This window comes from Porphyromonas macacae DSM 20710 = JCM 13914, assembly GCF_000379945.1.
In the GTDB taxonomy this organism is placed as follows: domain Bacteria; phylum Bacteroidota; class Bacteroidia; order Bacteroidales; family Porphyromonadaceae; genus Porphyromonas; species Porphyromonas macacae.
In genome coordinates this window covers 446,213-468,501 of record NZ_KB904124.1, presented here as the reverse complement: position 1 = coordinate 468,501, position 22,289 = coordinate 446,213, and the positions used below count along the sequence as shown (strand labels likewise).

Sequence of the window (22,289 nt, the reverse complement as noted above, 5' to 3'; positions counted from 1 at the left end):
CGATATTATTTAATAACATTAAATTTGAAGGGGCTGTGTCAAAAATGAATTTTGGCACAGCCCCTTTCAGGTGCCGCCAGAATGTGTAAAGTACAAAGCGCTAAGACTGAGGGTTAAGAGAGCGTACAGAAGTACGCGACTGAAGCCGAAGGCCGAAGGCAACACAGTAATTTGCACATGATGACACACCGTTATTATTTTTTCTTATGGAACCGATACAAGATACGTTTATCACACTGGAAGAAACGGCAGAAGGGCTATATACGGAAAAGCGAAGCAAGTTCATCAGTTACGTTGTGCCGGTGGAAAGCGAACAGGAGGCTTTGAATGCAGTAGACAAATACCGGAAACAGTATTATGATGCACGCCATGTTTGCTGGGCATACCGTTTGGGGCACGATGGCTCTGAAACGCGTGCCAATGATGACGGAGAGCCCTCCGGCACGGCGGGTAAGCCGATTCTCGGACGTCTTGTTGCAGCTAATGTGACAAATGCCATAGCTATTGTAATCCGCTACTTCGGAGGCGTCAAATTAGGCACCGGAGGGCTTGGGGTCGCTTATCGCACGGCAGTGGAAGAAGCTCTTGCCGCAGCTAAACTGAAAGAAGTGATACGAACAGAAGAATTTCGGTGTCATTTCAGTTATCCGCTCATGGGGGAAGTAATGCGTATCGTCAAGGACAGCGAAGCAAACATCATACAACAGGATTTCAGGGAAACCTGCAACCTGCACCTGCGAATCCGTTGCGGGCAGAGCGACACGCTCAAAAAGAGATTAGAAAACCTGTACGGCGTAAATCTTTCTGAAACAAAATCTTAGCAAGAATTCGGACATCAAAAAAAATGATTTTCTCTATAAAAAAATCATTCCCGAAGGAAAGCAAAAATTCTTGTTAAGGAAAATAAAAATCCAAGTTAACTTCGTTGAAAATTCTTCAGGCAAAGAATTTTTATCCGTCAGGCAGAAAATTTTACCGAGCAGGTACAGGATAAATATCGAGAAAATTAATTTGCTGCCGGCTTCAGAAAGAGAGGATCGAGAATGGTGAGGATAGGGAAATGATCGCTGGCTTTAATGGTGTTGTCCACAAACGTATTATAAGGTTTGAAACCCGATCCGCATAAAATATGATCGATACGAACGGCATAATATCCGCGGTTAAAACTAACCCCTACCCCCAGTCCGGATGCAATGAAAGTATCGGTAAGTCCGCGAGCGATGCGGTGTCGCACATACGAAATGGGGGTATCGTTGAAATCACCACAGACAATAATACGTTCGGTACCTTCCCGTACAATAACCTCATGGATAAGATCGGCCTGCAAACTGCGCTTGCGATAAGCCGGAGCGAACTTAGCCCCCATTTTTTCACGGAGAGCTGCAGCATCACCTTCTTTCACCATTTTAAGGTATTGCTTGCCGTCTTCCATGGTAAGCCTGAAAGACTCGAGATGATTGTTGATAACCGTTACCTTTTGTCCGTTCACAGACAACACATAAACGACGCTGCCGTTATAGTCCGATTCTATGGGCAGGCGTCGAGAGGAAAGTATGGGGAATTTGGAAAGCAAAAGCATACCTCCTCCGGCATCGTTCTGCACAGTTCTGTAGTCGCGATAGCGATACTGCGGCAAATACGCTTTAACATCCTCCAATGAAACAAACTGCGATGATTTAGAAGAGAGCATGGCTTCCTGAAGACAAACGATATCAGCACCACTGCTCTTGATAAACTGCAAAATAGGATTAGGACTCTGGGGGGTATGCTCCAGAAAGCCGAAAGACATCACATTGTAAGAAAGTACCTTGATAACACCGGAAGGAAGTTTATCCTGCGACGTAGCCCTATGAATGGGCATATAACTCCTTATGGAACCCCAGCTCAGTACCAGAACAAGCACCAAAGCTACCACGATAGACCAGCGTGCAGCCAAAAGCCAGAAAAACAAGGCCAACAGCATCAGGAGCAGAAAGATAGGAAAAGCAAGCCCCAGAAAAGCGGGAGTAACGAATTTGGCAGGAGAAATCCATACTGAAGCGGCACTGCCCATATACATCAGGCACAGAAGCAGTGTGGCCAGCTTTAGCGTAACGAGCAGTACCCTCGAAGTGATGCTTAAGGGTGTAAGCCTGTTTTTTTTTGATGTATTTCCTTTTGCCATGAAGCTAATTTATGCTTTTTTTCTTTCTCATAAGCTAAACTCACAGTTTTCGACTCTGTTCAAAAAGCTCCTTCTTTTCCTCCGAAGTCAGGCTGGCATAACCGGACCGGCGTATTTTGTCCAAAATCCGGTCGATACGCTCTTGGCGCAGTTCGGCCTCCGAAGGGGAGGTTTGAGACGCATCCGCTCTCTGCTTTGCACTGTCGGTTTCTTTTTTCACATCACGTTGTCTCTGCACCTCTTCCGCACGACGCCTAATCCTCCGGTTTACCCGTTTACGCCGGTCGGTAAGTATTCCCCATGTATCCACCAGCCAATCGATAAAACGCTGTACAGGCTCCGTAATATCTCTATGCTTGCGTATCGAAAGAGAAGCAAACAGATAACCGTATAAAGCCCCGCCGATGTGAGCCAGATGACCGCCCAAATTACCGTCGGTACCCAAAAGCAGCAAATCCAGCACAAGCATACCCAATGCCAGATAAGGGATACGAACAGACCCCAGAAAGAAGAGGTTGACACGTTCCCATTTGGCATAAAAAGCAATGCCGAAAACAACGGCCATTACGGCACCCGAAGCTCCGATAACAGGAGCACCAAGCATATAGACGCCGGCTGTATTCAACAGATTGAAAATAAGGATATAAAAAAGCCCGGCTATGACTCCACCACTGAGATACACAGCGAGCAGACGGCGGTGTCCGTGATAATGCAGAAAAAGATGTCCGAGCCAAAAGAGCCACAGCATATTAAAAAGCAGATGCCACACATCGGCATGGACAAACATATAGGTCAAGATTCCCCAAGGGTGAGAGACAAGGTCATGAAAATACGGATAACAAGCCAACCAAAGCTCGGGCACAAGATGCCACGTACCGAACAGGGACGTAAAGAACCGGACAAGCCATAAAAGAATGAAGACAAAAACGTTGACGGCAATTAACCGACGGACAAGATCGGAACGTTTCCACCACGAACGAACAGAATCAATTGTACGGTCCATCGATTTCTCCTTTCTTTCGCCAGAGCAAAATCAGAATAAGACCACCCAGCATACCTCCGAGGTGAGCGAAGTGAGCCACATTATCGCCAACGGCAGAAACACCGAAGAAAAGCTCTGCCACACCATAGATAATCACAAAATACTTGGCTTTAATAGGTATGGGGATAAAGAGAAGAAATATCTTACTATTCGGGAAAAGCATACCAAAAGCGAGCAACAGGCCGAAAACGGCACCCGATGCTCCCACCGTAATGGCCATATTCAGAGCCTCGTTCGCTTGAACCACAGCTCCGCTGCCTATACGCACCAGATCGCTGCCTATAAGGGCCAACTCGTGAAAAGAGAAAAACCAAACGACCTCCTGTACAATGGCAGCACTGAGTCCGCACGTGATATAGAAAAAAAGATAACGCCACTTTCCCCAAAAACGTTCGATCAGAGAACCGAACATCCACAGCGAAAACATATTGAAGAAAACATGATTTATACTGTCATCACTGTGCAGGAACATATAGGTGAAAAGCTGCATCGGATTGAACTCGGATGCCTCGAAATAATGCAATCCGAAGATTGAAATCAGATCGATTCCGTAGCGTGGCAAAACCAATTCTGCAAACCATACCAGAAAATTAATAATAATCAGGTTTCGTGTTACGGGCGGGAAAAAACCCGCCGGTTTATAAGCATTCTCCATTTTTAATACCAAAGATTAGCATTTCTGCGTGAGCTATGTTTGTCATACTTCAAATCTCTAAGCAAAGAGCTCTTCACTGCTACAGTCATTGTGTATGATTTATAAGGGCCAAAAGGCATGGCACTGGCCGTTATCTGCCAACAGTGCATATCCCGAACCAGATTAAAGGTAAGACTGGTAAGTTTCTTAAGTTCGAAATTATAGTTGGCATTGAAGTTAACAGACCAGTTTTGGGTGGGTTGTATCGAGCCGGAGAGAGACAGGTTGTGGAACAATTTGTACGTAAAATCTTTCCGTTCGATACTGAATTTGTCTCTATTGAGCGTAACACCATAATTTATGGAAAGGTTCCAGGGCACTTGATAAATCAGGAAGCCGTCATCGTCATATCTGTCCGGTGTCTTTTGGGAACGTTCCCCGGCTTCCCCATCATTCTTGCCTTCGGCAGATGGAGGAGGTAAAGACAAGCCCTCATCGTTATCCTTTGCAGGCGGACCTTGCGATTGCTGCTCATCCTTTCCTTCCGATTTCTTTTTCCTTCTAAACAAATCGAAGAACTTTTTCAGCTTATCCTGATTAAGCGTGAAGTTAAAAGACGTTCCGGTCGATCTTAAGCTACCGATGCCCCGACCATGGAGGATACGCAGTTTATCCACCGGATACGGATTGACGTTGCCCTGATCATCGACAGTATACTCATAGATATACGGATCGAAACTGCCTGAGAGGTTCAGAACAAAATCTTTAGAAAGCTTCAACCTCAGACTGGTGCCGATATCGCTCCAGCGAAAAGAATCGACAGCCATGTTATAGCTCCAGTCCCAAGAGAAATTGTCTATAATGCTTATTTTCTTAAACTCTTCGGTTTCGGTGTCGGTACTGTCGGACTTAACCAGAGTTTTCCATTTGGCTTCGATATTGTTTTCCATACCGAAACTGATGGAAGCGCTCTTGCCCCGTTCGGGACGTCCGAAAATTTGCCCGTCGTACGGCGAATAATGCTCGGAATGAGCTTTACCCAAAGAGTCCACATAGTTGTACGTACGCCAGTAACCCCACTTCGGGTCACCAAAATCAGGTCTGTAATTGAGACTTATACGGGGAGTAACAGTATGCCTGATCATCTGCAACTTTTCACCTCCGAATTTAGGCTTATAAAAGCCATACAAAGTAGTGCTGGCAGACATGCTCGTATTGAAATCATACACACGGTTAAAACCGTAAGTAGTATCGGCATTGACCATCCGACGGTGCTCCTGACTGTATCTTCGACTCACTTTCTTGGAATACCACCGTTCGTTGTAGTCGGCATTCAGCGTGAGGTCTACATAATCCAAAAGTTTATAAGAGGCTGTAATGGGAATGCGATGGCTGACACCGTTCCTCCAGTCCCGAATGATATTTTTCTGCAAAATCTCATTCTCTTTACTCAAGATGCTGTTTCGCACCTGCCCCGAATAGCTTACGGCAATTTTCTCATACCACCGCTCACTACCCACCGCCGTTTTTCTTTTGAATGGGAAAATACGGCTCATCGATACGGAAAGGTCCGGAAGCGTTACGTTGATTGTACTGTCTATGGACCGCTGGTCTATGCTGAAAGAGGCGGATAACCGCCATGGTGTACCGGGGAAACTGCGGGAGTAATTGACTGTAGAACTTTTGTTGTTCTCTCCGCTGCGCATGGGATTGTAAACATGGTCGAGGGAGTTGTGGTTATAACTGCTGGTCGAAAAGTTGACGCTGGCTGAAAAGTTCTGCACGGGATCTGCCTTCGGATCTTGGGAGTGAGTCCAGGAGATGCGCATATCTTTAGCCTTCGTATAGTCTCCCACATACTTATCTCCACTCGTTGTTACCAGATAACTGAAATCGAAAGAACCATTGTAACGGTAACGCTTTCGATAAGTGGAACGGGCGGAAACGCCCCAGCTGCCTTTGGTGTAGACCTCGCCGGTCACAGCCAGATCGATGTAATCGTTAAAAGCAAAATAATACCCGCCATTACGCAAGAAAAAGCCTCGGCCATAATCTTCACCGAAAGAAGGCATCAACACACCCGAAGAATAGGTTTCGCTAAAAGGAAAGAAACCAAAAGGCAAACCGATGGGCAACGGCACATCGAGCAAGACCAGATTGGCAGGGCCCGCCACCAGATTTTTACCGGGACGTATCTTGGCCTTTTGTATGTTTATATAGAAGTGTGGGTGATCATGATGGTCGCAGGTCGTATAACGAACACCCTGGGAAAACATAGTATTATCATCCACCTTTTTGGTCAACCTCGATGTCAGATAACCTTCTCCCTGTTGGGTGGTGACACCGGAAATAAAACCTTTTTCCGACTTGAAATTGTAAGTCATGGACTTAGCTTCATAAGCTTCCTGATTATCGGTAAACTTGGGTATAAAGGCGGGTTTGCCGACGCTGTCGAGCACATACCGGCTGAAAACCTGACTACTGTCCAGATTAACCCTCATGTAATGAGCATCCAGACTTTTCTGCTGATACTTCACCGAGCTTTCACCATAAAAGTATACCATATTGGAGCCTTCGATAACCATGGAATCCTGTGCCTTGTATTCGACCACATCTTCCAGGCCAAATTTAGAAGGCTGATGCAAAGAATCAGCTTCGAGACTATCGGGTAAACTCAACGAATCTTTTAGAATCAGGCTGTCCGGCTTGCTGACAGAGCTGATTTCACTGACAGGGTCAATATTCAGTTTCGGCAATACAGTATCTGTTACGAGGTTTGCTCCAACCTCATCCGCTCCCTGCAATAAAGAATCGGCCGTCTGCGTAACCTTTTCCAACACCTCAGAGGGTACTGAAGCAGTCTGTTTACGCGAACGACCGGTACCACAGGCGCTCAACAAAACGAGCACGGAGAGCACCATCAGAGGAAGAATATTGCAGTTACGCTGCTTATTGCGGTTCACAATATATTTTATTTGCCAGATATTTTATCGTCAATCTCTTCATTATGTGCAAACATCTGTTTTCTTACAAGACATCAGATGTTTAAGCACACAACAAATATAAAGAAAAGGGAGCATTGACAAACACAGAGTTTTTACAGGAAATAACGATTTCCACCCATAAACACAGCTTTACGGTAAAAACCGGAGCCGACAGAAGAAGATTTTAATTCAGGGAATATCTTCAAAGTCGGCGTACTCGCTACTATTTTCCTTGTCGAACTTACGCTTGGCCAATTCATCCAAACCGACTTTATCCTGAACACCATTCGACTGTTTGGCATTGGAAGAATTACTCTGTTGCCGATTATGTTTTCTCCTCTGCTGTTCGTAGGCTTCGGGGTCCAAACCCATATTTCGGGCAATACGCTGCATGATTTTGCGAGCCACCCACTGCTGTATGTTAGGCCACAAAACAAATATTAAAACCAGACAGAGAATGAATATTATAAAAAATGACATCTTCCTTCGTTATATATTTAAGTTTAATACTGTCAACTCGTATAGCTAACGCTTAAAGATAGCCAAATAGTACTTCTTATCAGGCTTTCAGTAAGGATAAAAACACATATACGATTATCGTGGGGGCAAAACCTCCCCAACCGAACAGCAAAAAGAATGCCAAAGCACTCAAAATAAGCAAATACTGCCGTTCATTGCCTCGCCACCCGAAATTTTTCACTTTGAGGGAAAACATGGGTACTTCACTGACCATGAGACGACTCATGAGTATGGTAAAAAACCACATCAAAAAAACAGGAATATCGACAGCGACAGGCCGGAAGAAATATCCGTAAGATGTGCCTAAAGCAAAGAAACCGATCCAAAAAAGAGCATTGGAGGGTACGGGCAACCCGAGAAAAGAAGTTGTCTGCCGGGTATCAACATTAAATTTAGCCAGTCTGATACCGGCAAAAACGGAGGTAATAAAAATCGGAAGACAAAGGAGGAGTTCGGACGAAGAGCCAACAGCGGGAGCAAAAGCAGCAAAAATCAATGCAGCGGGAGCCACGCCGAAACTGACCACATCAGCCAAAGAATCCAACTCCTTACCAATTGGAGATACCACATGAAGCATTCGTGCCACCAAACCATCGAAAAAATCGAAAACTGCAGCCGCTACGATAAACCAGACTGCAATATGAGGTTGTTTGAGATACAGAGAAAAAACCAATGACAAAGCTCCGCTCAACAGATTAAGAGACGTTATGGCATTAGGAATGTTTTTGCGAATATTCATTTTTTGGCGTCTTAGTTAATACAAGTATCCGAAAACGATACGACCAACCGCTAACGGCTGGCAGATGCATCTGCTTTTGGCAAACGGGCAATAACGGTGATGTTTCCTTGAACTTTTTGCCTCGGTTCGACCATTACTTCACTGTCAAGAGGCAAAAACAGATCGACACGAGAACCGAATTTTATAAAACCCAGATTACTGTCGATATGCACATGCTCCCCAATCTTGGGATAAGTTACGATTCGCTGGGCTACAGCCCCTGCTATTTGACGAACAAGCACTTTGAACCCCTGCTCCGTTCGTATCAAAACAGAAGCGCTCTCATTATCCTCGCTGCTCTTTGGCAGATATGCCGCCCTGAAACGTCCCTTCGTATGTTCCACTTTCTCAGCCACCCCATTCACCGGTATCCAGTTCACATGAATGTTAAATACAGACATGAAAATAGAAACCTGCAAACACTCTTCACCGTTTAACATACGTCGCTCGCAGGCCGGCTCTACTACAACCACCGTACCATCGGCAGGAGCAACAACCACATCGGGCTGATCGGCCATCGCATGAAAACGGGGCTGATATCTAAAGAAATTAATGACAAGTAAAGCCAGAACAGACATGGCAACCAACATAATCCAGAAAACCACCCCGGCACCTAAAAACAGATAAATGGTACTAAGAATTGCAGCCAATACAACCAAAAGGCAAATTATCAACTCCGTTCCCTCTTTATGTAGAGTCATCAGTATATCAATTTGAAATTCCGGTGCAAAGATACAAAGAGTGTATCATTAACACGGCAGAACGCATTAAGCAAGTTTTGCAAATATCCCCTTTCGTCATCCATTCTCCAACAGATACAAGCATCTCTAATGGACCAGCAACTGCTTGTATGCTTCACCCAGATATTCAGCAATATCTCCGGCCAGCAAACTTTGCTGAGAATAGCGGCCGGCATAAAGGTCTCCGGCCAGACCATGCAAATAGACGCCCAGCACGGCAGCCGTAGCCGGAGCATAACCCTGTGCCAGCAAACCCGTAATTATTCCGGTCAGCACATCCCCGCTACCGGCCGTAGCCATACCGGCATTTCCACTGCTGTTAAAGACAACCTTACCACTGGGCATGCAGGTGGCCGTATAAGCACCTTTCAGCACTACATAAACCTGATGATTGGCCGAGAGAGCACGAGCCTGACACAAGCGCTGGTAATCATTATCGCAATAAGTCGTCAGCCGCTCCAATTCTCTGGCATGAGGGGTAAGAATACTTCCCGAAGGCAGTAAATCCAGAAGATCGCGGTGCTCTGCAATGATATTCAGGGCATCTGCATCCAAGACCATCGGTTTTTTCATCGATAGAATGAGCTGTCTGAGCATTTTTTCCTGTATGGCTCCGACACCGATGCCCGGACCTGCTCCCACAGCATCGAATTTATCCGGCTGCGGCACACCGCTAATCAAATCGGACTCCATATCGGAATCCGTCATGGCTTCCGGTAAAGCGGTCTGCATGATAACCTCTCCGCAAGCCGGTACATGCACAGTCAAAAGACCCGCTCCACTGCGCAAGGCACCTTTGGCAGCCAAACAGGCTGCTCCCATATGTCCACGGCTTCCGGATACGAGTAAAGCATGCCCGAAATCGCCCTTATGAGCAAAACGGTCACGGGTCAGAATAGAGCGTGCCATATCAAAGTCCGTGGTCTGAAAATAATCGGACTCTATTTCTTCTTTTCCCCGTTCGCTCAGCCCGATGGAAAGAATTTGCCATTGACCCAGATAGCGGCTGTTTTCAGCCATAAAGAAAGAAAGTTTGGGCTGCTCAAAAGAAAACGTGCGCGTCGCCTTAATAATCGGCGGCAATCTGCGCCCGAAATCATTCTCCTCACTGTATAAACCGGACGGAATATCCACACTGACCACCTCCCTTTCACTCCGGTTGATAAACTCTATCAGCATGGCGTATCCACCTTCCAGCTCTCGATTCAGCCCTGTCCCGAAGAGACCGTCGATCACCACACTGTCATGACGCATAACCGGTGGTGTAAATTCATCGCGAACCTCCTGCAAGTGACTGCCGGGAGTATCCAGAAGTCGCTGTCTGTTAGCCTCGCACGAAGGGGATAAAGAGCCGCTGGTATTAAAAAGTATCACCTGCACGGAGTAGCTGTCCTCAAGCAACAAACGTGCTATAGCCAAAGCATCGGCGCCATTGTTTCCCCGCCCGGCGAAAACAAACACATCGTTGCGCCGGGGCATATAATGACGATTAAACTCATAAACAAAAGCACGCGCAGCACGTTCCACCAAGTCTATATGCTCAATGGATTCGCTGCGCATGGTGTATCGGTCTAATTCTGCTATTTGCGCTCCGGTGAATATCTTTTTCATACCTGCAAATATTTAACAGAAAAGCAACTTACTCCAGATTGCCGCGAATGATACCTCGCTGGCTGGAAGTAATGAAGTCTAAGATAATGCGCCGCTCTTCCGAATCGGGGAAATCGGCTTTGATCACGGCAAAAGCATCCGTTGTATTCAAGCCACGCTGATACAAGGTGCGGTAAATATCGTTGATGATATAGATTTGCTCTTTGGTGTATCCCCTCCTGCGCAATCCCACAATATTGATACCGCAATATACGGTCGGTTCGCGCCCCACCAGTGTAAACGGAGGGATATCCTTGGAGAAACGGCATCCGCCCTGCACCATGACCTGCGTTCCGATACGTGTAAACTGATGAACAAGCACTCCGCCGCTGATAGTGGCATAATCTGCTATTTCCACTTCGCCAGCGATTTGTGTGGCATTACCTATAATAACGTGATTGCCTACTTCACAGTCGTGCGCCACGTGAGAATAAGCCATTAAAAGACAGTGATCGCCGATAATCGTATGTCCGCGCGATTTGGTACCGCGGTTGATGGTTACACACTCACGGATGGTCGTATAGTCTCCGATAATGGCTACGGTGTCTTCTCCCTCAAATTTCAAGTCTTGAGGGATGTTGGCCACCACGGCACCCGGGTGTACTTCGCAATGTTTACCAAGACGGGCACCGCTCCGAATTACAGCATGGGTGTGTATTACGGAATTATCACCGATAATAACATTATCTTCTATTACGGCAAAAGGCTCAACACGAACATTTTCTCCCAATTTCGCACCGGGGTGAACCACAGCCAAAGGGCTTACTAAACTCTGATTCGACATATTTTACTGTTTATTTCGTTTTATTTATTCTTCACAATCTGAGCCATAAACTCGGCCTCGCAAACGAGTTTGTCTCCCACAAAAGCGAGTCCGCGCATATTGGCCACGCCACGGCGAATTTCCGTAAGCATCCGGAGCTTGAAGAGCAGAGTATCTCCGGGCACCACCTTACGTCTGAACTTCACATTATCGATTTTCAAGAAATAAGTCGAATAACGCTCCGGATCACTCAAAGAATTAAGCACCAGCAAACCGCCCACTTGCGCCATAGCCTCTACCTGCAACACGCCGGGCATTACAGGCTCATCCGGGAAGTGTCCGACAAAAAACGGCTCGTTGCCGGATACGCTCTTCACGCCCACAATCTCGTACTGCCCCAGGTCGATAATCTTATCCACCAGCAAGAACGGATAACGGTGCGGAAGCAATTCCCGAATACGGTTTACATCCATCAAAGGCTCTTTGCAAGGATCATACAGCGGAGCCTGAGACTCATTTTGCTTGATCTCTTTACGAATGGCTTGCCCCATCATATTATTAATGGTATGCCCCGGGCTTCGGGCAATGATACGCCCCACAATCCGACGGCCGATCAAAGACAGATCGCCCAAAACATCAAGCAGTTTATGGCGTGCCGGTTCATTTTCATATTTCAGGGGGCGCGTGTTCAGATAACCCAAAGAAGAGACTTCTTTTTTCGGTACGCCCACAAGGTTGCAGATTTCATCGATACGCTCCTGGCTTAACTCTCTATCATAGATAACCAAAGCATTATCGAGATCTCCTCCCTTAATCAAACCATGCTGTATCAGGGGTTCTATTTCTCGTACAAACACAAAAGTGCGGGCATCGGCTATTTCTTTTTCAAAATCTTCCAGATCGTAAAGCTCCGCATATTGATTGCTCAAAATCGGAGAATCATAGCTGATATGAACATCTACACCAAAACGATCATCCGGCAACAGCAAGATACGGGAGTCTCCCTTATTCACTTCTTTACGATGCATCACAATGTAGTTTTCTGCCGGGAAAGTTTGCTCTACTATGCCCACACGTCTTATGTTCTCGATATAATCACGTGCACTCCCATCTAAAATAGGGAATTCAGGGGCATCGACATCGATATAACAATTATCCACATTCATGGCAAAAAGAGACGCCATAGCATGTTCGATGGTACTGACCGTCACCTCGCCTTTGCCCAGCACAGTGCCACGCTCCGTAGCTACCACATACTCGGACAGAGCCGGTATTTCGGGGGTACCATCCAAATCCACACGACGTATTACACGACCCGTATTATCGGGTGCGGGGTGAAAAGAGATGTTGATATTCAACCCCGTATGCAGTCCTTTACCGCACAGGCTAAAGCTGCCTCCTAATGTTTGCTGATTTTGTGTCATTGCAATATATCTTATTGTTTTTCTTTTACATATAACTTTTTTTCCAGTTCTCTCACGCGTTTCTCCAATTCGGACAACCGGCTCAACTGCACATAAGTACGCATGGCTTTGCCGGCTTCCATAGCAGGCGATCCCATAATATTTTTGCCATCCTCGATATTACCCAGAATACCGGTCTGTCCACCGGCTTTCACATGATTGCCGATCTTCAAATGACCGGCCACACCCACCTGACCGCCAAGCTGACACCACTGGCCCACATGCGTAGATCCGGCTAAACCGGCCTGAGCTGCCATTACCGTATGCTTACCGACAACACAATTATGGGCAATCTGAACGAGATTGTCCAGTTTAACACCCTTACTGATGATCGTATTACCCATAACGGCACGATCCACACAAGTATTGGCCCCGATTTCGACATCATCTTCTAAAATAACGCCTCCGAGTTGCGGAATCTTGTGATAACCGTCTTCTTCGGGTGCAAATCCGAAACCATCGGCTCCGATTACAACCCCTGCATGCAACAGGCAACGTCTACCTATCTTAACGCCGCTATAGACCGTAGCATGCGGATAAATCTCGGTCTGTTCTCCTATTTGCACACCTTTACCGATATAAACATAAGGGTAAATACAGCATCCGCTACCGATTACACACCCACGGTCAACATAAGCATAAGCGCCGACATAGGCATCCTCGGGGATTATCACCCCTTCGGCTACGATAGCTGTCGGGTGAATACCGACAGGCCGATCGGCCTTTTCTGCCTGCTGCACCATCTGCAAAAGCTGGGCTAAAGCTGCATAAGCATCAGGCACACGGATTAACACAGCTTCTATCTTTTCACGAGGTTCGAACGTTTTGTTTACCAAAACAGCCGTCGCTTTGGTGGTATAGATAAAAGACTCGTATTTCTCATTGGCCAAAAACGTCAAATCACCGCTTTTGGCATCTTCTATCTTTCCGAACGCACTTACTTTGGCAGAGGGGTCACCTTCTATGGTACCGCCAACAACTGCCGCTATTTGTTCTACAGAAAATTCGGGTATCATCAAATAATATTGTTCTTAATCAATGCATCTTCCATCTGCCTCCTCAGTTTACCGGCTTCTTCGGCAGCATACAGGGCGAAACTTTCAGTATTATCGGCATAAATAATACTGCGCGAAGCATTTACGATCAGGCCGCACGTTTTATTCAAACCATACTTAACAACCTCTTCGAGACTTCCATTCTGTGAACCGATGCCGGGCACCAGCAAAAAGCTGTCGGGTACAATTGCACGAACACGCTCCAGCATCTGAGCCTTGGTTGCTCCCACCACGTACATCAGTTGTTCTGAGTTTTCCCACGTTTTAGAAATACGTAACACACGTTCAAAGAGATACTCCCCTTTTTCATCCTGCATCATCTGAAAATCCGCCGAACCCTGATTGGAAGTCAAAGCCAGCAGAATCACCCATTTACCGGGATACAGCAAGAAGGGAGAAACACTGTCGGAGCCCATATACGGAGATACGGTGATGGCGTCCACATGGGAGTTCTCAAAGAAAGAACGCGCATACATGCTGCTGGTGTTTCCGATATCTCCGCGTTTGGCATCGGCTATAATCAACTGATCGGGGTATTTCTCACGCAAATACGAAACAGTCTTGTCAAAAGCCTGAATGCCGAAAGCCCCCATACTCTCGTAAAAAGCCAGATTGGGTTTATAGGCAATGCAATACTCCGCTGTGGCATCGATAATCCGGCGGTTGAACTCAAAGATAGGATCATCTTCGTGTTGCAAATGTTCGGGCAATCTGCGCACATCCGTATCCAATCCCACACAAAGGAATGAACGCTTGCGCTTAATATTTTCAAAAAGGTCTTCTTTTGTCATAATCTTATACTCTTTTCAGGAGAACAAAAAATCGATGGACACCCCGGCATCGGAGGTAATCGCTATAATTCCGCCTCCTTCATTCGCTCAATGTTTTCGGCTACGATCAGTTCATCGATAATGGGCTGTACATGGCCATCCATAATAGCCGAAAGGTTATAAAGGGTCAAATTGATCCGATGGTCTGTTACCCGTCCCTGAGGATAATTATAGGTACGGATTTTAGCCGATCTGTCTCCGGTAGAAACCATCGTCTTTCTTTTGCTCGCAATAGCCTCGTTATGTTTAGTAATCTCGATCTCATACAGTTTGTTTCTGAGCATCTGCCAGGCCAGTTCACGGTTCCCGGTCTGTGTACGGGCTTCCTGACAAATCACCACTATGCCCGTAGGTTTATGCGTCAACTGAACTTTGGTTTCGACCTTGTTCACATTCTGTCCGCCGGCACCGCCGGAACGGCTTGTTTGCATCTCCACATCGGCAGGATTGATCTCCACATCCACCTCATCGGCTTCGGGCAATACAGCCACCGTGGCTGCAGAAGTATGCACGCGTCCCTGCGTTTCGGTGGCCGGCACACGCTGTACGCGATGTACGCCGCTTTCGTATTTCAGCACTCCATAGACTCCCTCGCCGGTTACGGTAAAGATAATCTCCTTAAACCCTCCGGCGGTTCCTTCTGTGTAACTGGTTACTTCGGTTTTCCAACCTTTGCTCTCACAATACTTGATATACATCTTATAAAGGTCACCGGCAAAAATCGCCGCTTCATCACCGCCCGTGCCTCCACGTATTTCCATCACCGCATTTTTTTCGTCTTCAGGATCGGCCGGCACCAGAAGCATTTTTATCTCTTCTTCGAGCCGGGGCAGTTTTTCCTCCGCTTCACCGATAAGTTCGCGTGCCATTTCGCGAAGTTCGGGATCGCCTTCATTTTGCATGGTCTCCCGCCCTTCCTGTATGGTATCCATGGCATTCTTATACTCGTTCCCCTTATCTAATATCTTTTGCAGGTCTCTGTATTCTTTACTCAGTTTGGCATATCTTTTCTGGTCTGCAATAACCTCAGGAGAAGAAATCATCGTGCTGATTTCTTCAAAACGGGCATGCAAACCTTCTATGCGTTGCAACAATTCGTTGTTATCTGCAGTCATATATCATTCGTTACCGTATTCTATCGTTCCGTACGGAGTCTTCAGAGTCAGCCTGTTCTGTTCCGCATCCTCCACACGCCCCACTACCCGGGCTGCAATACCGAAACTTTCAGAAATTTCCACTATTCTTCGGGCATCTTCAGAAGAAGGCACATAAAACTCCATACGATGTCCCATATTGAACACCTTATACATCTCTCTGGGCGGAGTACCGCTCTCTCTCTGTATAAGGTCGAACAGGGGAGGTACAGGCAATAAATTATCTTTGATTACGTGTTTGTTCTTCAAAAAGTGCATGATTTTGGTTTGTGCACCGCCCGAGCAGTGCACCATACCGTGAATGCGGGTTCTCATTTCATCAAGAACCTTTTTCACCACCGGAGCGTAAGTACGCGTGGGAGAGAGTACCAGCTTTCCGGCATCCAAATCGACGCCCTTCACTTTGTCGGTTAGCTGCAGAGAACCACTGTATACCAGACTTTCGGGAAGGGCATGATCATAGCTTTCGGGATATTTTCGGGCCAGATAATGGGCAAAGACATCGTGTCTCGCACTGGTCAGTCCATTACTCCCCATACCGCCGTTATACACATCTTCATAGGTTGCTTTCCCATAAGAAGCCAATCCTACAATGATATCACCGCCTTTGATGTTGGCATTATCGATCACATCACTGCGTTTCATGCGACAGGTAACAGTACTGTCCACAATAATCGTGCGTACCAAATCTCCCACATCGGCAGTCTCCCCCCCCGTAGAGTAAGCATCGACTCCCATCTTCCTGAGAGTTGCAAGCAGCTCTTCGGTTCCATCGATGATAGCCGAAATCACCTCCCCGGGTATCAACAGTTTATTTCGCCCTATCGTGCTCGATACCAATATATTGTCGACGGCTCCCACACAGAGCAAATCATCGATATTCATAATCAAAGCATCCTGGGCAATACCTTTCCAGACCGACAGATCTCCGGTCTCCTTCCAGTACATATAGGCCAAAGCACTTTTGGTGCCGGCACCATCGGCATGCATGATATTACAATACTCCGGGTCTCCTCCCAGCAAATCGGGAATAATTTTGCAAAAAGCTCCGGGATACAACCCTTTATCTACATTCTTAATGGCTCGATGCACATCTTCCTTAGAGGCCGAAACACCACGCTGAATATATCGTTCGTTCATAATCCGTATTATCTGAGACGCAGCACATCGCCTTCCAAAGGCAGATAATCTCCGTCCGCATTATTCATTTTATAAAGTTTGCTCATCTTCACCCCGAAACGCTGTGCGATGCTGTGCATAGAGTCTCCCACACGCACCACATAGGTATAGTACGGAGGCTCTGCCCTGTTGTGTTTGGCTTGCAGATAGACCACATCCCCCTTTTTAAGCACAAAATCTTCAGGGGCATCGTTATATTTGGCCAATTTATGGGGTTTCATCCCCATATCGTCGGCAATAGACTGGAATGTATCGCCATCTTCTGCCAATACATACAACAAATTATAGCTCAGGTAAGCATCTCTCAGGAGCGGTGAAGACTTTCGGTATTTATCATTGCGGGATTTCATCTGCCTGAAACTCTTGCCCCCGTCATACCAGGAAGGATAATAGCCTTTATCCAGAGCATAAAGTTCATAATCCTCTACAATTTTTATCAAACGGTTGGCATAACCGCGATCCGTGGCATAACCACACTGCTGCAAACCTTTAGCCCATCCCCTGTAATCATCGGGGGCTAAGCGGAAAAGTTCTCTGTATCGAGCCTGTTTAAGAAAAATGGAATGGTCCTTATAAGAATCTCTCCAGGAAGAATAGCTGCGAAAACATTCGTTCCGGCGATCATCATCCCGATAAGCACGAGGGCCTGTCCATGTTTTATGACACTTGATACCAAAATGATTGTTGTGCTCCACTGCCAAACTGCTGGTGCCGGCTCCCGTTTCGAGCAATCCCTGCGCCATGGTAATACTTGCCGGTATCTTATGGTATTTCATTTGCGAAATGGCCTCGTCGCTATGTTTGTAGATATAATTCATATAAACCGAATTTCGTTTTGCTTGCTGGGCATTTAGCGCACAGGCAAACAAAGCAATCAGGCAAACACCGACAAGAAACCGTATATTCAATCGTTCGGTCATATTATCATTCAAATTAGGCATACATAAATTATGCGTTTACCAAACACATAATCTATGCCAACCTTGCAATTTACAAAAATACAAAAAAAGGCGATGTGTTTTCAATGAATATTCTTATACACTCAATATATGCCCACAAAAAAGTTTCGCTGCTTCCGGAGAATCAACCCGAAAAGCAGCGAAACCGTCAGCTATATTTTTCCCGGAAATTTTCCGTTAAAAAAGGGATTTCGCAGACTGATGTTTAAGCAGCTGTTTTTCAAACTTTTTCATATCGGATGAATCTTTCCCTCCGGATGTTTTTTCTTTCAATCTAAAGAAATGGAGATCCACCACCGGCATATCCATATCGTTATATTTAATCCATCTGACTACCATAACGAGTTTCTTCGTTTTATTTTCAAAATAATGCCAGTCTTCATTCAAACCTTTTAGCCCGAGGTATTGATAACCATCCCGTTTGGCGAGAGCTCTAAACTCATCTGTAAGATAGGTCTGACCGAATACTTCATAAAACACAAGGCTTTGTTTGGTATAATACGAACCGGTTTCGCTCAAAGTAGTCGGTTTCCCTTCTACTTTATCGATGTAATAAGAACGGGCCACCAAATCCGGCGTATTCTTCACATCAAAATACAGGAAATTGGTTTTCTCATTCTCCAGATTGGACTCATCCTTGTTATACTCTCCACCATGCTCCTTTTCATAAGCAAAAACATCTTCCGTCTTATCCTTGCCAAAACCTGTCAATGTATAAGGAATTTCCTTAAAGGTAGGCATGGGAACAGGCTGACGGGGAATAATAACAAACACCGCACGTGCTTTTTCTTTCTCTATACGCGCTGCTATTACAAACGGTTTGCCGTCTGCCTCCACACTCTTGCTATATGCAACGTTATCACCGGAAACTTCTTTTTCAAAGCCTTCATCAATCAAAGCCCGCTCCATTTCAGGTTTGGTCAAATCTTCCGGATTTTCAGCTTTCAGGTTTACCGAAGAAAGTGTTCCTTTGAAGAATAAATAAGTGATGGCAGGGAAAACACGACTTTTGGTTTTGAAAGTCACTTCTTTCTCTCCGAATGTCCCCCAATCGATAGAGAGATAGCTTCTACGATTTTCCTCAAAACGTTTTACATCACCCATCGAAGCTCCGGGTTGCAAACATGGCAGGATGTAGCTCATCACTCCGTTTTGTTTAACAACAAACTCCTTAATGCCCTTGCCGGCCATATCGGAGATATAAATCTTGGCTATCCGGCTTGCGTCATTCTTATTCTCCGACACTTCAACTTCAACCACACTCTTATAGGATCGTTTCATTACTTTGAGCCAGTCTGCTTCTGTTGTTACCTTCCAGTCTTTCACATTCGTTTCCACATCGAACTGGTATTTTCCACCCCATTGATCGACATCTATACGATCCGGAATGGGAACGATATTCACAGCCGAGGCCTCCTGCTTCAGGTGTATTGTTTTACCTACACCCGCAACAACCATAATATCAGCCTCTCGTTGTTGAGCACTTATATTTTCCGAAACTTTAATCACCAATGAATTACCGGACTGACTCAATTTAACCCAATCTGCATTGGCTACAAAAACCCACTCGCTCTGATTAGTTGTAACGGTGATCGTTTTTTCCGAAGCTGTTTTAGGAAAACTCAATTCGTATTCGGATAAAGATAAAGTGGGTTCTTCGGTATCATCGGAAGAACAGGAATAGGTAAAAAATGCGGTTAAAAGCATCATCAAAAATAACAATGTTTTTTTCATAAGATAATAAATCTAAAAATGTAACACATTAGAAAATTAACACCTAACTATATCAAAAAATTCAGTTCCTGCTTACAAAGCAGTACACTATTGTAGATTTAAGGACACACATACGGAATTTCAAAAAAACCGATGGGAAACACATGGCAAATTCACACCCGGATTATATTGTTTCAAAAGGAGTAAATTTTAATTGGAGCACAAGATAAATGGAAAAATCGACAAAACAAATTATTTCAACAAAAAGAAGAAAATTTCACACACTTTGCCACAAATTACAACCAGAAAAAAACAAAAAGAAAGAATTACTCACAAAAAGACAGTATTAAACCAAAAAGACCAAACAATTTTAAGACCATTTCCAGAATTTTCTGCAAAAAAAGATTTGAAAATTGAAATATCCAGACATCGAACCCACATAAAAACAAAGCCTCAAAGAACAAAAATTTTCTCTGCCTGACGGTTGAAAATCCGTAGCGCTACGGATTTTCAACGAAGTTAACTTGGATTTTTTTTCTTTGCCTGAAGAATTTTGAACCGTCAGGCAGAGATTTTTTCAGTACACGTCAGTACACGTCAACGCGTCACGTCACACACATCATCATCAAGTACAGGTCATCAATGATCTTTATATTTATTAAATTTGTACTAAAGGAGTTACCTACTCCAGCATGTATATAAAACAAATTCAGACAAGAATCAGCCACCTCGTCCGAACAAAATATTTCAACAAAAAGGTTTGCCGGTTGAAAAATTTAATACCACATCTGTAACGTGATCGCATGAAGACACAAGATTTAACTAATACCATCGTTCGTGATCGAGGGTCATAAGGCCTTTGCAATTTTGTTATTAACTCTTTTTTTCCGAATCCCGATAATCGGGGTTTGCTACGGATCGAAATACTACAAAACACTATTTTATAAAATCAATGAAAACAAAATTATTTTCGACATTATTTTTATTGTTTGCCTTTATCACTACCTCATGCCAAAAGAATGAACAGGAAGAACCGATACTTACGATCGTCGAAAAAAACCTCGAATTTCCCAAAATGGCATCAGAAAAAACAATAACCATAACCACAAACCGGTCGGATTGGACTGCAATAAGCAATGTAGACTGGATCGAACTGACACAGTCTGAAAACACCTTAACCGTAAAAGTACTTGCAAACCCCTTGACCAAAGAGCGGAAAGGTGAAATTATGGTCGTCGCCGGCATCGGAAGAAAAATTCTTGTCACACAAAAAGCCTCCGACATCAGTATCGTTTCGATACCGGACAAATTAGACATTGACCAATGGGGCGGAAAGTATCAGTTCGACATTGTTGCGAATGTGCAGGATTGGGTTATCAGCACGGACGTGGATTGGGTTAAAATAACCCCTAAGAACCATAAAAACGAAGTTCTTGTAGAAGTAAGCGAAAACAAAAGCAGAGAGGCTCGCAAGGCAAGACTGCTTTTATCCGGAGCCGATAAAAAAGCACCCAAAGAAATCTTCATCGAGCAATCCGGAGCTATGCACTACATTCTGCCATTACTGGATCTGAATGCAACAGAAGCCGATGTAAAAGCTTTCGAACTGGGGCGCAAAAGCAACATTAAAATAGACATGGGCTATATCTCCGGCGGTTCGATTACCTGGGAGACTGCAAGCCCGATTTTCCCAATAGTACAATACGGGTTCTACCAAAAATCTCTTGATTATATCTACATGGATGTCAGTAACAACGATATCTACAATGACCCGGAATTCCTGAAAATGCTCGAAAGCAACAACTTTGTAAAAGTTTCAGACTCGGAATATGAGAAAGAGGCAAACAAAGGCGATAAAGTCTATATCATCAATGCAAAATTTATGCAAGGGGATTCGGGAAAGATTATTTTCTCCATCGTTCCCAAACAACCTGCCCCACTGCCCACATTCGACAAGCTGCCGTATGGACTTACCGACTTTAACAATGCAACATTGGATGACGTAAAGAAATATGAAAAAGAACATAACGGCACCATGAACGATGGTTTATGCGTTATAAACGACCCTAAAATGTCGGAAAATTATTACTTCTTCGATGTCAAAAACATGCCCGACACAAAAGGAAGGGCATATTTCTTATACAAGAGAAATGGAAAACTTTCTGAAACAGCTCAATATTTTACGAAACAAAGTCTTGTTTTCTACGAAGCGGAAGGGTTTACTCTGGTGACAGCCGAATTTAAGGCTCTGTGCAAAAAAGAAGGATTCTTTTATGTCGGTTACAGCGGCGGATGGCATCAGTTTAGAAACAATGAGAAAAAACTTGGCATTGCAATTCGCTGGGTAACCTTACAGGATTTGGGCCCTGTCATCGACTTACATCTGTTCTCTACGGTAGCTCCTTCTTCAAAAAAATATGAAGAAAAGCAATATACGACCCATCGATACAGATAAGCTAACGCGCAAGACTTTACGATAAATTTATCTATACCGAGAGGGGCTGTGCCAAAATTCATTTTGACACAGCCCCTCTTTTATAAAAACAGCAATACACCTTGAAGAATACCACAATAAAACGGTATGGCTAAAGCGTTTCTTAAAAAGAAAACATTGCGTTTTGATTGTTAAAAACAACGCAAGATTCTTTATTTACTGAAACTT

The 22,289-nt window shown here is 44.9% G+C and carries 19 protein-coding genes; 3 read left to right on the top strand and 16 right to left on the bottom strand.

Annotated elements, in window-relative coordinates:
- The first annotated feature begins 206 nt into the window (after positions 1-206).
- Positions 207-821 (top strand): IMPACT family protein, encoded by a 615-nt coding sequence (locus A3GI_RS0102215; protein WP_018359850.1) that lies wholly within the window; start codon positions 207-209, stop codon positions 819-821.
- Between the two features lie 185 nt (positions 822-1,006).
- Here the strand turns inward: A3GI_RS0102215 and A3GI_RS0102210 are convergent, their stop codons facing one another.
- The 16 genes from A3GI_RS0102210 to A3GI_RS0102130 form a co-directional block, all read right to left on the bottom strand.
- Positions 1,007-2,164: an endonuclease/exonuclease/phosphatase family protein gene (locus A3GI_RS0102210; RefSeq protein ID WP_018359849.1), complete on the bottom strand. Its 1,158-nt coding sequence runs from the start codon at positions 2,162-2,164 to the stop codon at positions 1,007-1,009.
- 40 nt (positions 2,165-2,204) lie between these two features.
- Positions 2,205-3,167: a rhomboid family intramembrane serine protease gene (locus A3GI_RS0102205; protein ID WP_018359848.1), complete on the bottom strand. Its 963-nt coding sequence runs from the start codon at positions 3,165-3,167 to the stop codon at positions 2,205-2,207.
- Positions 3,151-3,861 (bottom strand): rhomboid family intramembrane serine protease, encoded by a 711-nt coding sequence (locus A3GI_RS0102200; protein WP_018359847.1) that lies wholly within the window; start codon positions 3,859-3,861, stop codon positions 3,151-3,153. Before A3GI_RS0102200 ends, A3GI_RS0102205 begins: the two co-directional genes overlap by 17 nt.
- Positions 3,862-3,863: 2 nt before the next feature.
- The gene (locus A3GI_RS0102195; RefSeq protein WP_018359846.1) at positions 3,864-6,803 is read right to left on the bottom strand and encodes a putative LPS assembly protein LptD; all 2,940 of its coding nucleotides are present in this window, start codon (positions 6,801-6,803) and stop codon (positions 3,864-3,866) included.
- A 210-nt stretch (positions 6,804-7,013) separates the two neighbouring features.
- Entirely contained in the window at positions 7,014-7,304 is a 291-nt protein-coding gene (locus A3GI_RS0102190; protein ID WP_018359845.1) for a DUF4834 family protein, read from the bottom strand.
- Between the two features lie 79 nt (positions 7,305-7,383).
- Positions 7,384-8,082, bottom strand: a complete 699-nt coding sequence (pssA, locus tag A3GI_RS0102185; RefSeq protein WP_018359844.1) for a CDP-diacylglycerol--serine O-phosphatidyltransferase — start codon at positions 8,080-8,082, stop codon at positions 7,384-7,386.
- 50 nt (positions 8,083-8,132) lie between these two features.
- Positions 8,133-8,822, bottom strand: a complete 690-nt coding sequence (locus A3GI_RS0102180; RefSeq protein WP_018359843.1) for a phosphatidylserine decarboxylase family protein — start codon at positions 8,820-8,822, stop codon at positions 8,133-8,135.
- 126 nt (positions 8,823-8,948) lie between these two features.
- On the bottom strand, positions 8,949-10,472 hold the full coding sequence (locus A3GI_RS0102170; RefSeq protein WP_018359842.1) for a bifunctional ADP-dependent NAD(P)H-hydrate dehydratase/NAD(P)H-hydrate epimerase: 1,524 nt from the start codon (positions 10,470-10,472) through the stop codon (positions 8,949-8,951).
- Between the two features lie 28 nt (positions 10,473-10,500).
- Entirely contained in the window at positions 10,501-11,295 is a 795-nt protein-coding gene (gene lpxA, locus A3GI_RS0102165) for an acyl-ACP--UDP-N-acetylglucosamine O-acyltransferase (RefSeq protein ID WP_018359841.1), read from the bottom strand.
- A 20-nt stretch (positions 11,296-11,315) separates the two neighbouring features.
- Complete coding sequence (locus tag A3GI_RS0102160) at positions 11,316-12,698, bottom strand: bifunctional UDP-3-O-[3-hydroxymyristoyl] N-acetylglucosamine deacetylase/3-hydroxyacyl-ACP dehydratase (protein WP_018359840.1); 1,383 nt, start codon at positions 12,696-12,698, stop codon at positions 11,316-11,318.
- 11 nt (positions 12,699-12,709) lie between these two features.
- Complete coding sequence (gene lpxD / locus A3GI_RS0102155) at positions 12,710-13,753, bottom strand: UDP-3-O-(3-hydroxymyristoyl)glucosamine N-acyltransferase (protein ID WP_018359839.1); 1,044 nt, start codon at positions 13,751-13,753, stop codon at positions 12,710-12,712.
- Positions 13,753-14,583 carry an orotidine-5'-phosphate decarboxylase gene (pyrF, locus tag A3GI_RS0102150; protein ID WP_018359838.1) on the bottom strand — a complete coding sequence of 277 codons (831 nt, stop codon included), beginning with the start codon at positions 14,581-14,583 and terminating at the stop codon, positions 13,753-13,755. The genes lpxD and pyrF overlap by 1 nt, the downstream gene beginning before the upstream one ends.
- Positions 14,584-14,645: 62 nt before the next feature.
- On the bottom strand, positions 14,646-15,737 hold the full coding sequence (gene prfA / locus A3GI_RS0102145; protein WP_018359837.1) for a peptide chain release factor 1: 1,092 nt from the start codon (positions 15,735-15,737) through the stop codon (positions 14,646-14,648).
- A 3-nt stretch (positions 15,738-15,740) separates the two neighbouring features.
- On the bottom strand, positions 15,741-16,919 hold the full coding sequence (locus tag A3GI_RS0102140; RefSeq protein WP_025079319.1) for an AIR synthase related protein: 1,179 nt from the start codon (positions 16,917-16,919) through the stop codon (positions 15,741-15,743).
- A 5-nt stretch (positions 16,920-16,924) separates the two neighbouring features.
- Positions 16,925-17,896, bottom strand: a complete 972-nt coding sequence (locus A3GI_RS0102135; protein WP_018359835.1) for a glucosaminidase domain-containing protein — start codon at positions 17,894-17,896, stop codon at positions 16,925-16,927.
- Between the two features lie 195 nt (positions 17,897-18,091).
- A complete protein-coding gene (locus A3GI_RS0102130; protein ID WP_026215875.1) occupies positions 18,092-19,648 on the bottom strand; it encodes a BACON domain-containing protein in 1,557 nt (518 codons plus the stop codon).
- Positions 19,649-19,841: 193 nt separating this feature from the next.
- Between A3GI_RS0102130 and A3GI_RS0102125 the strand changes: the two genes are divergently transcribed.
- The gene (locus A3GI_RS0102125; protein WP_018359833.1) at positions 19,842-20,108 is read left to right on the top strand and encodes a hypothetical protein; all 267 of its coding nucleotides are present in this window, start codon (positions 19,842-19,844) and stop codon (positions 20,106-20,108) included.
- Between the two features lie 594 nt (positions 20,109-20,702).
- Positions 20,703-22,082 (top strand): BACON domain-containing protein, encoded by a 1,380-nt coding sequence (locus tag A3GI_RS0102120; protein ID WP_162151340.1) that lies wholly within the window; start codon positions 20,703-20,705, stop codon positions 22,080-22,082.
- Positions 22,083-22,289 lie beyond the last annotated feature (207 nt).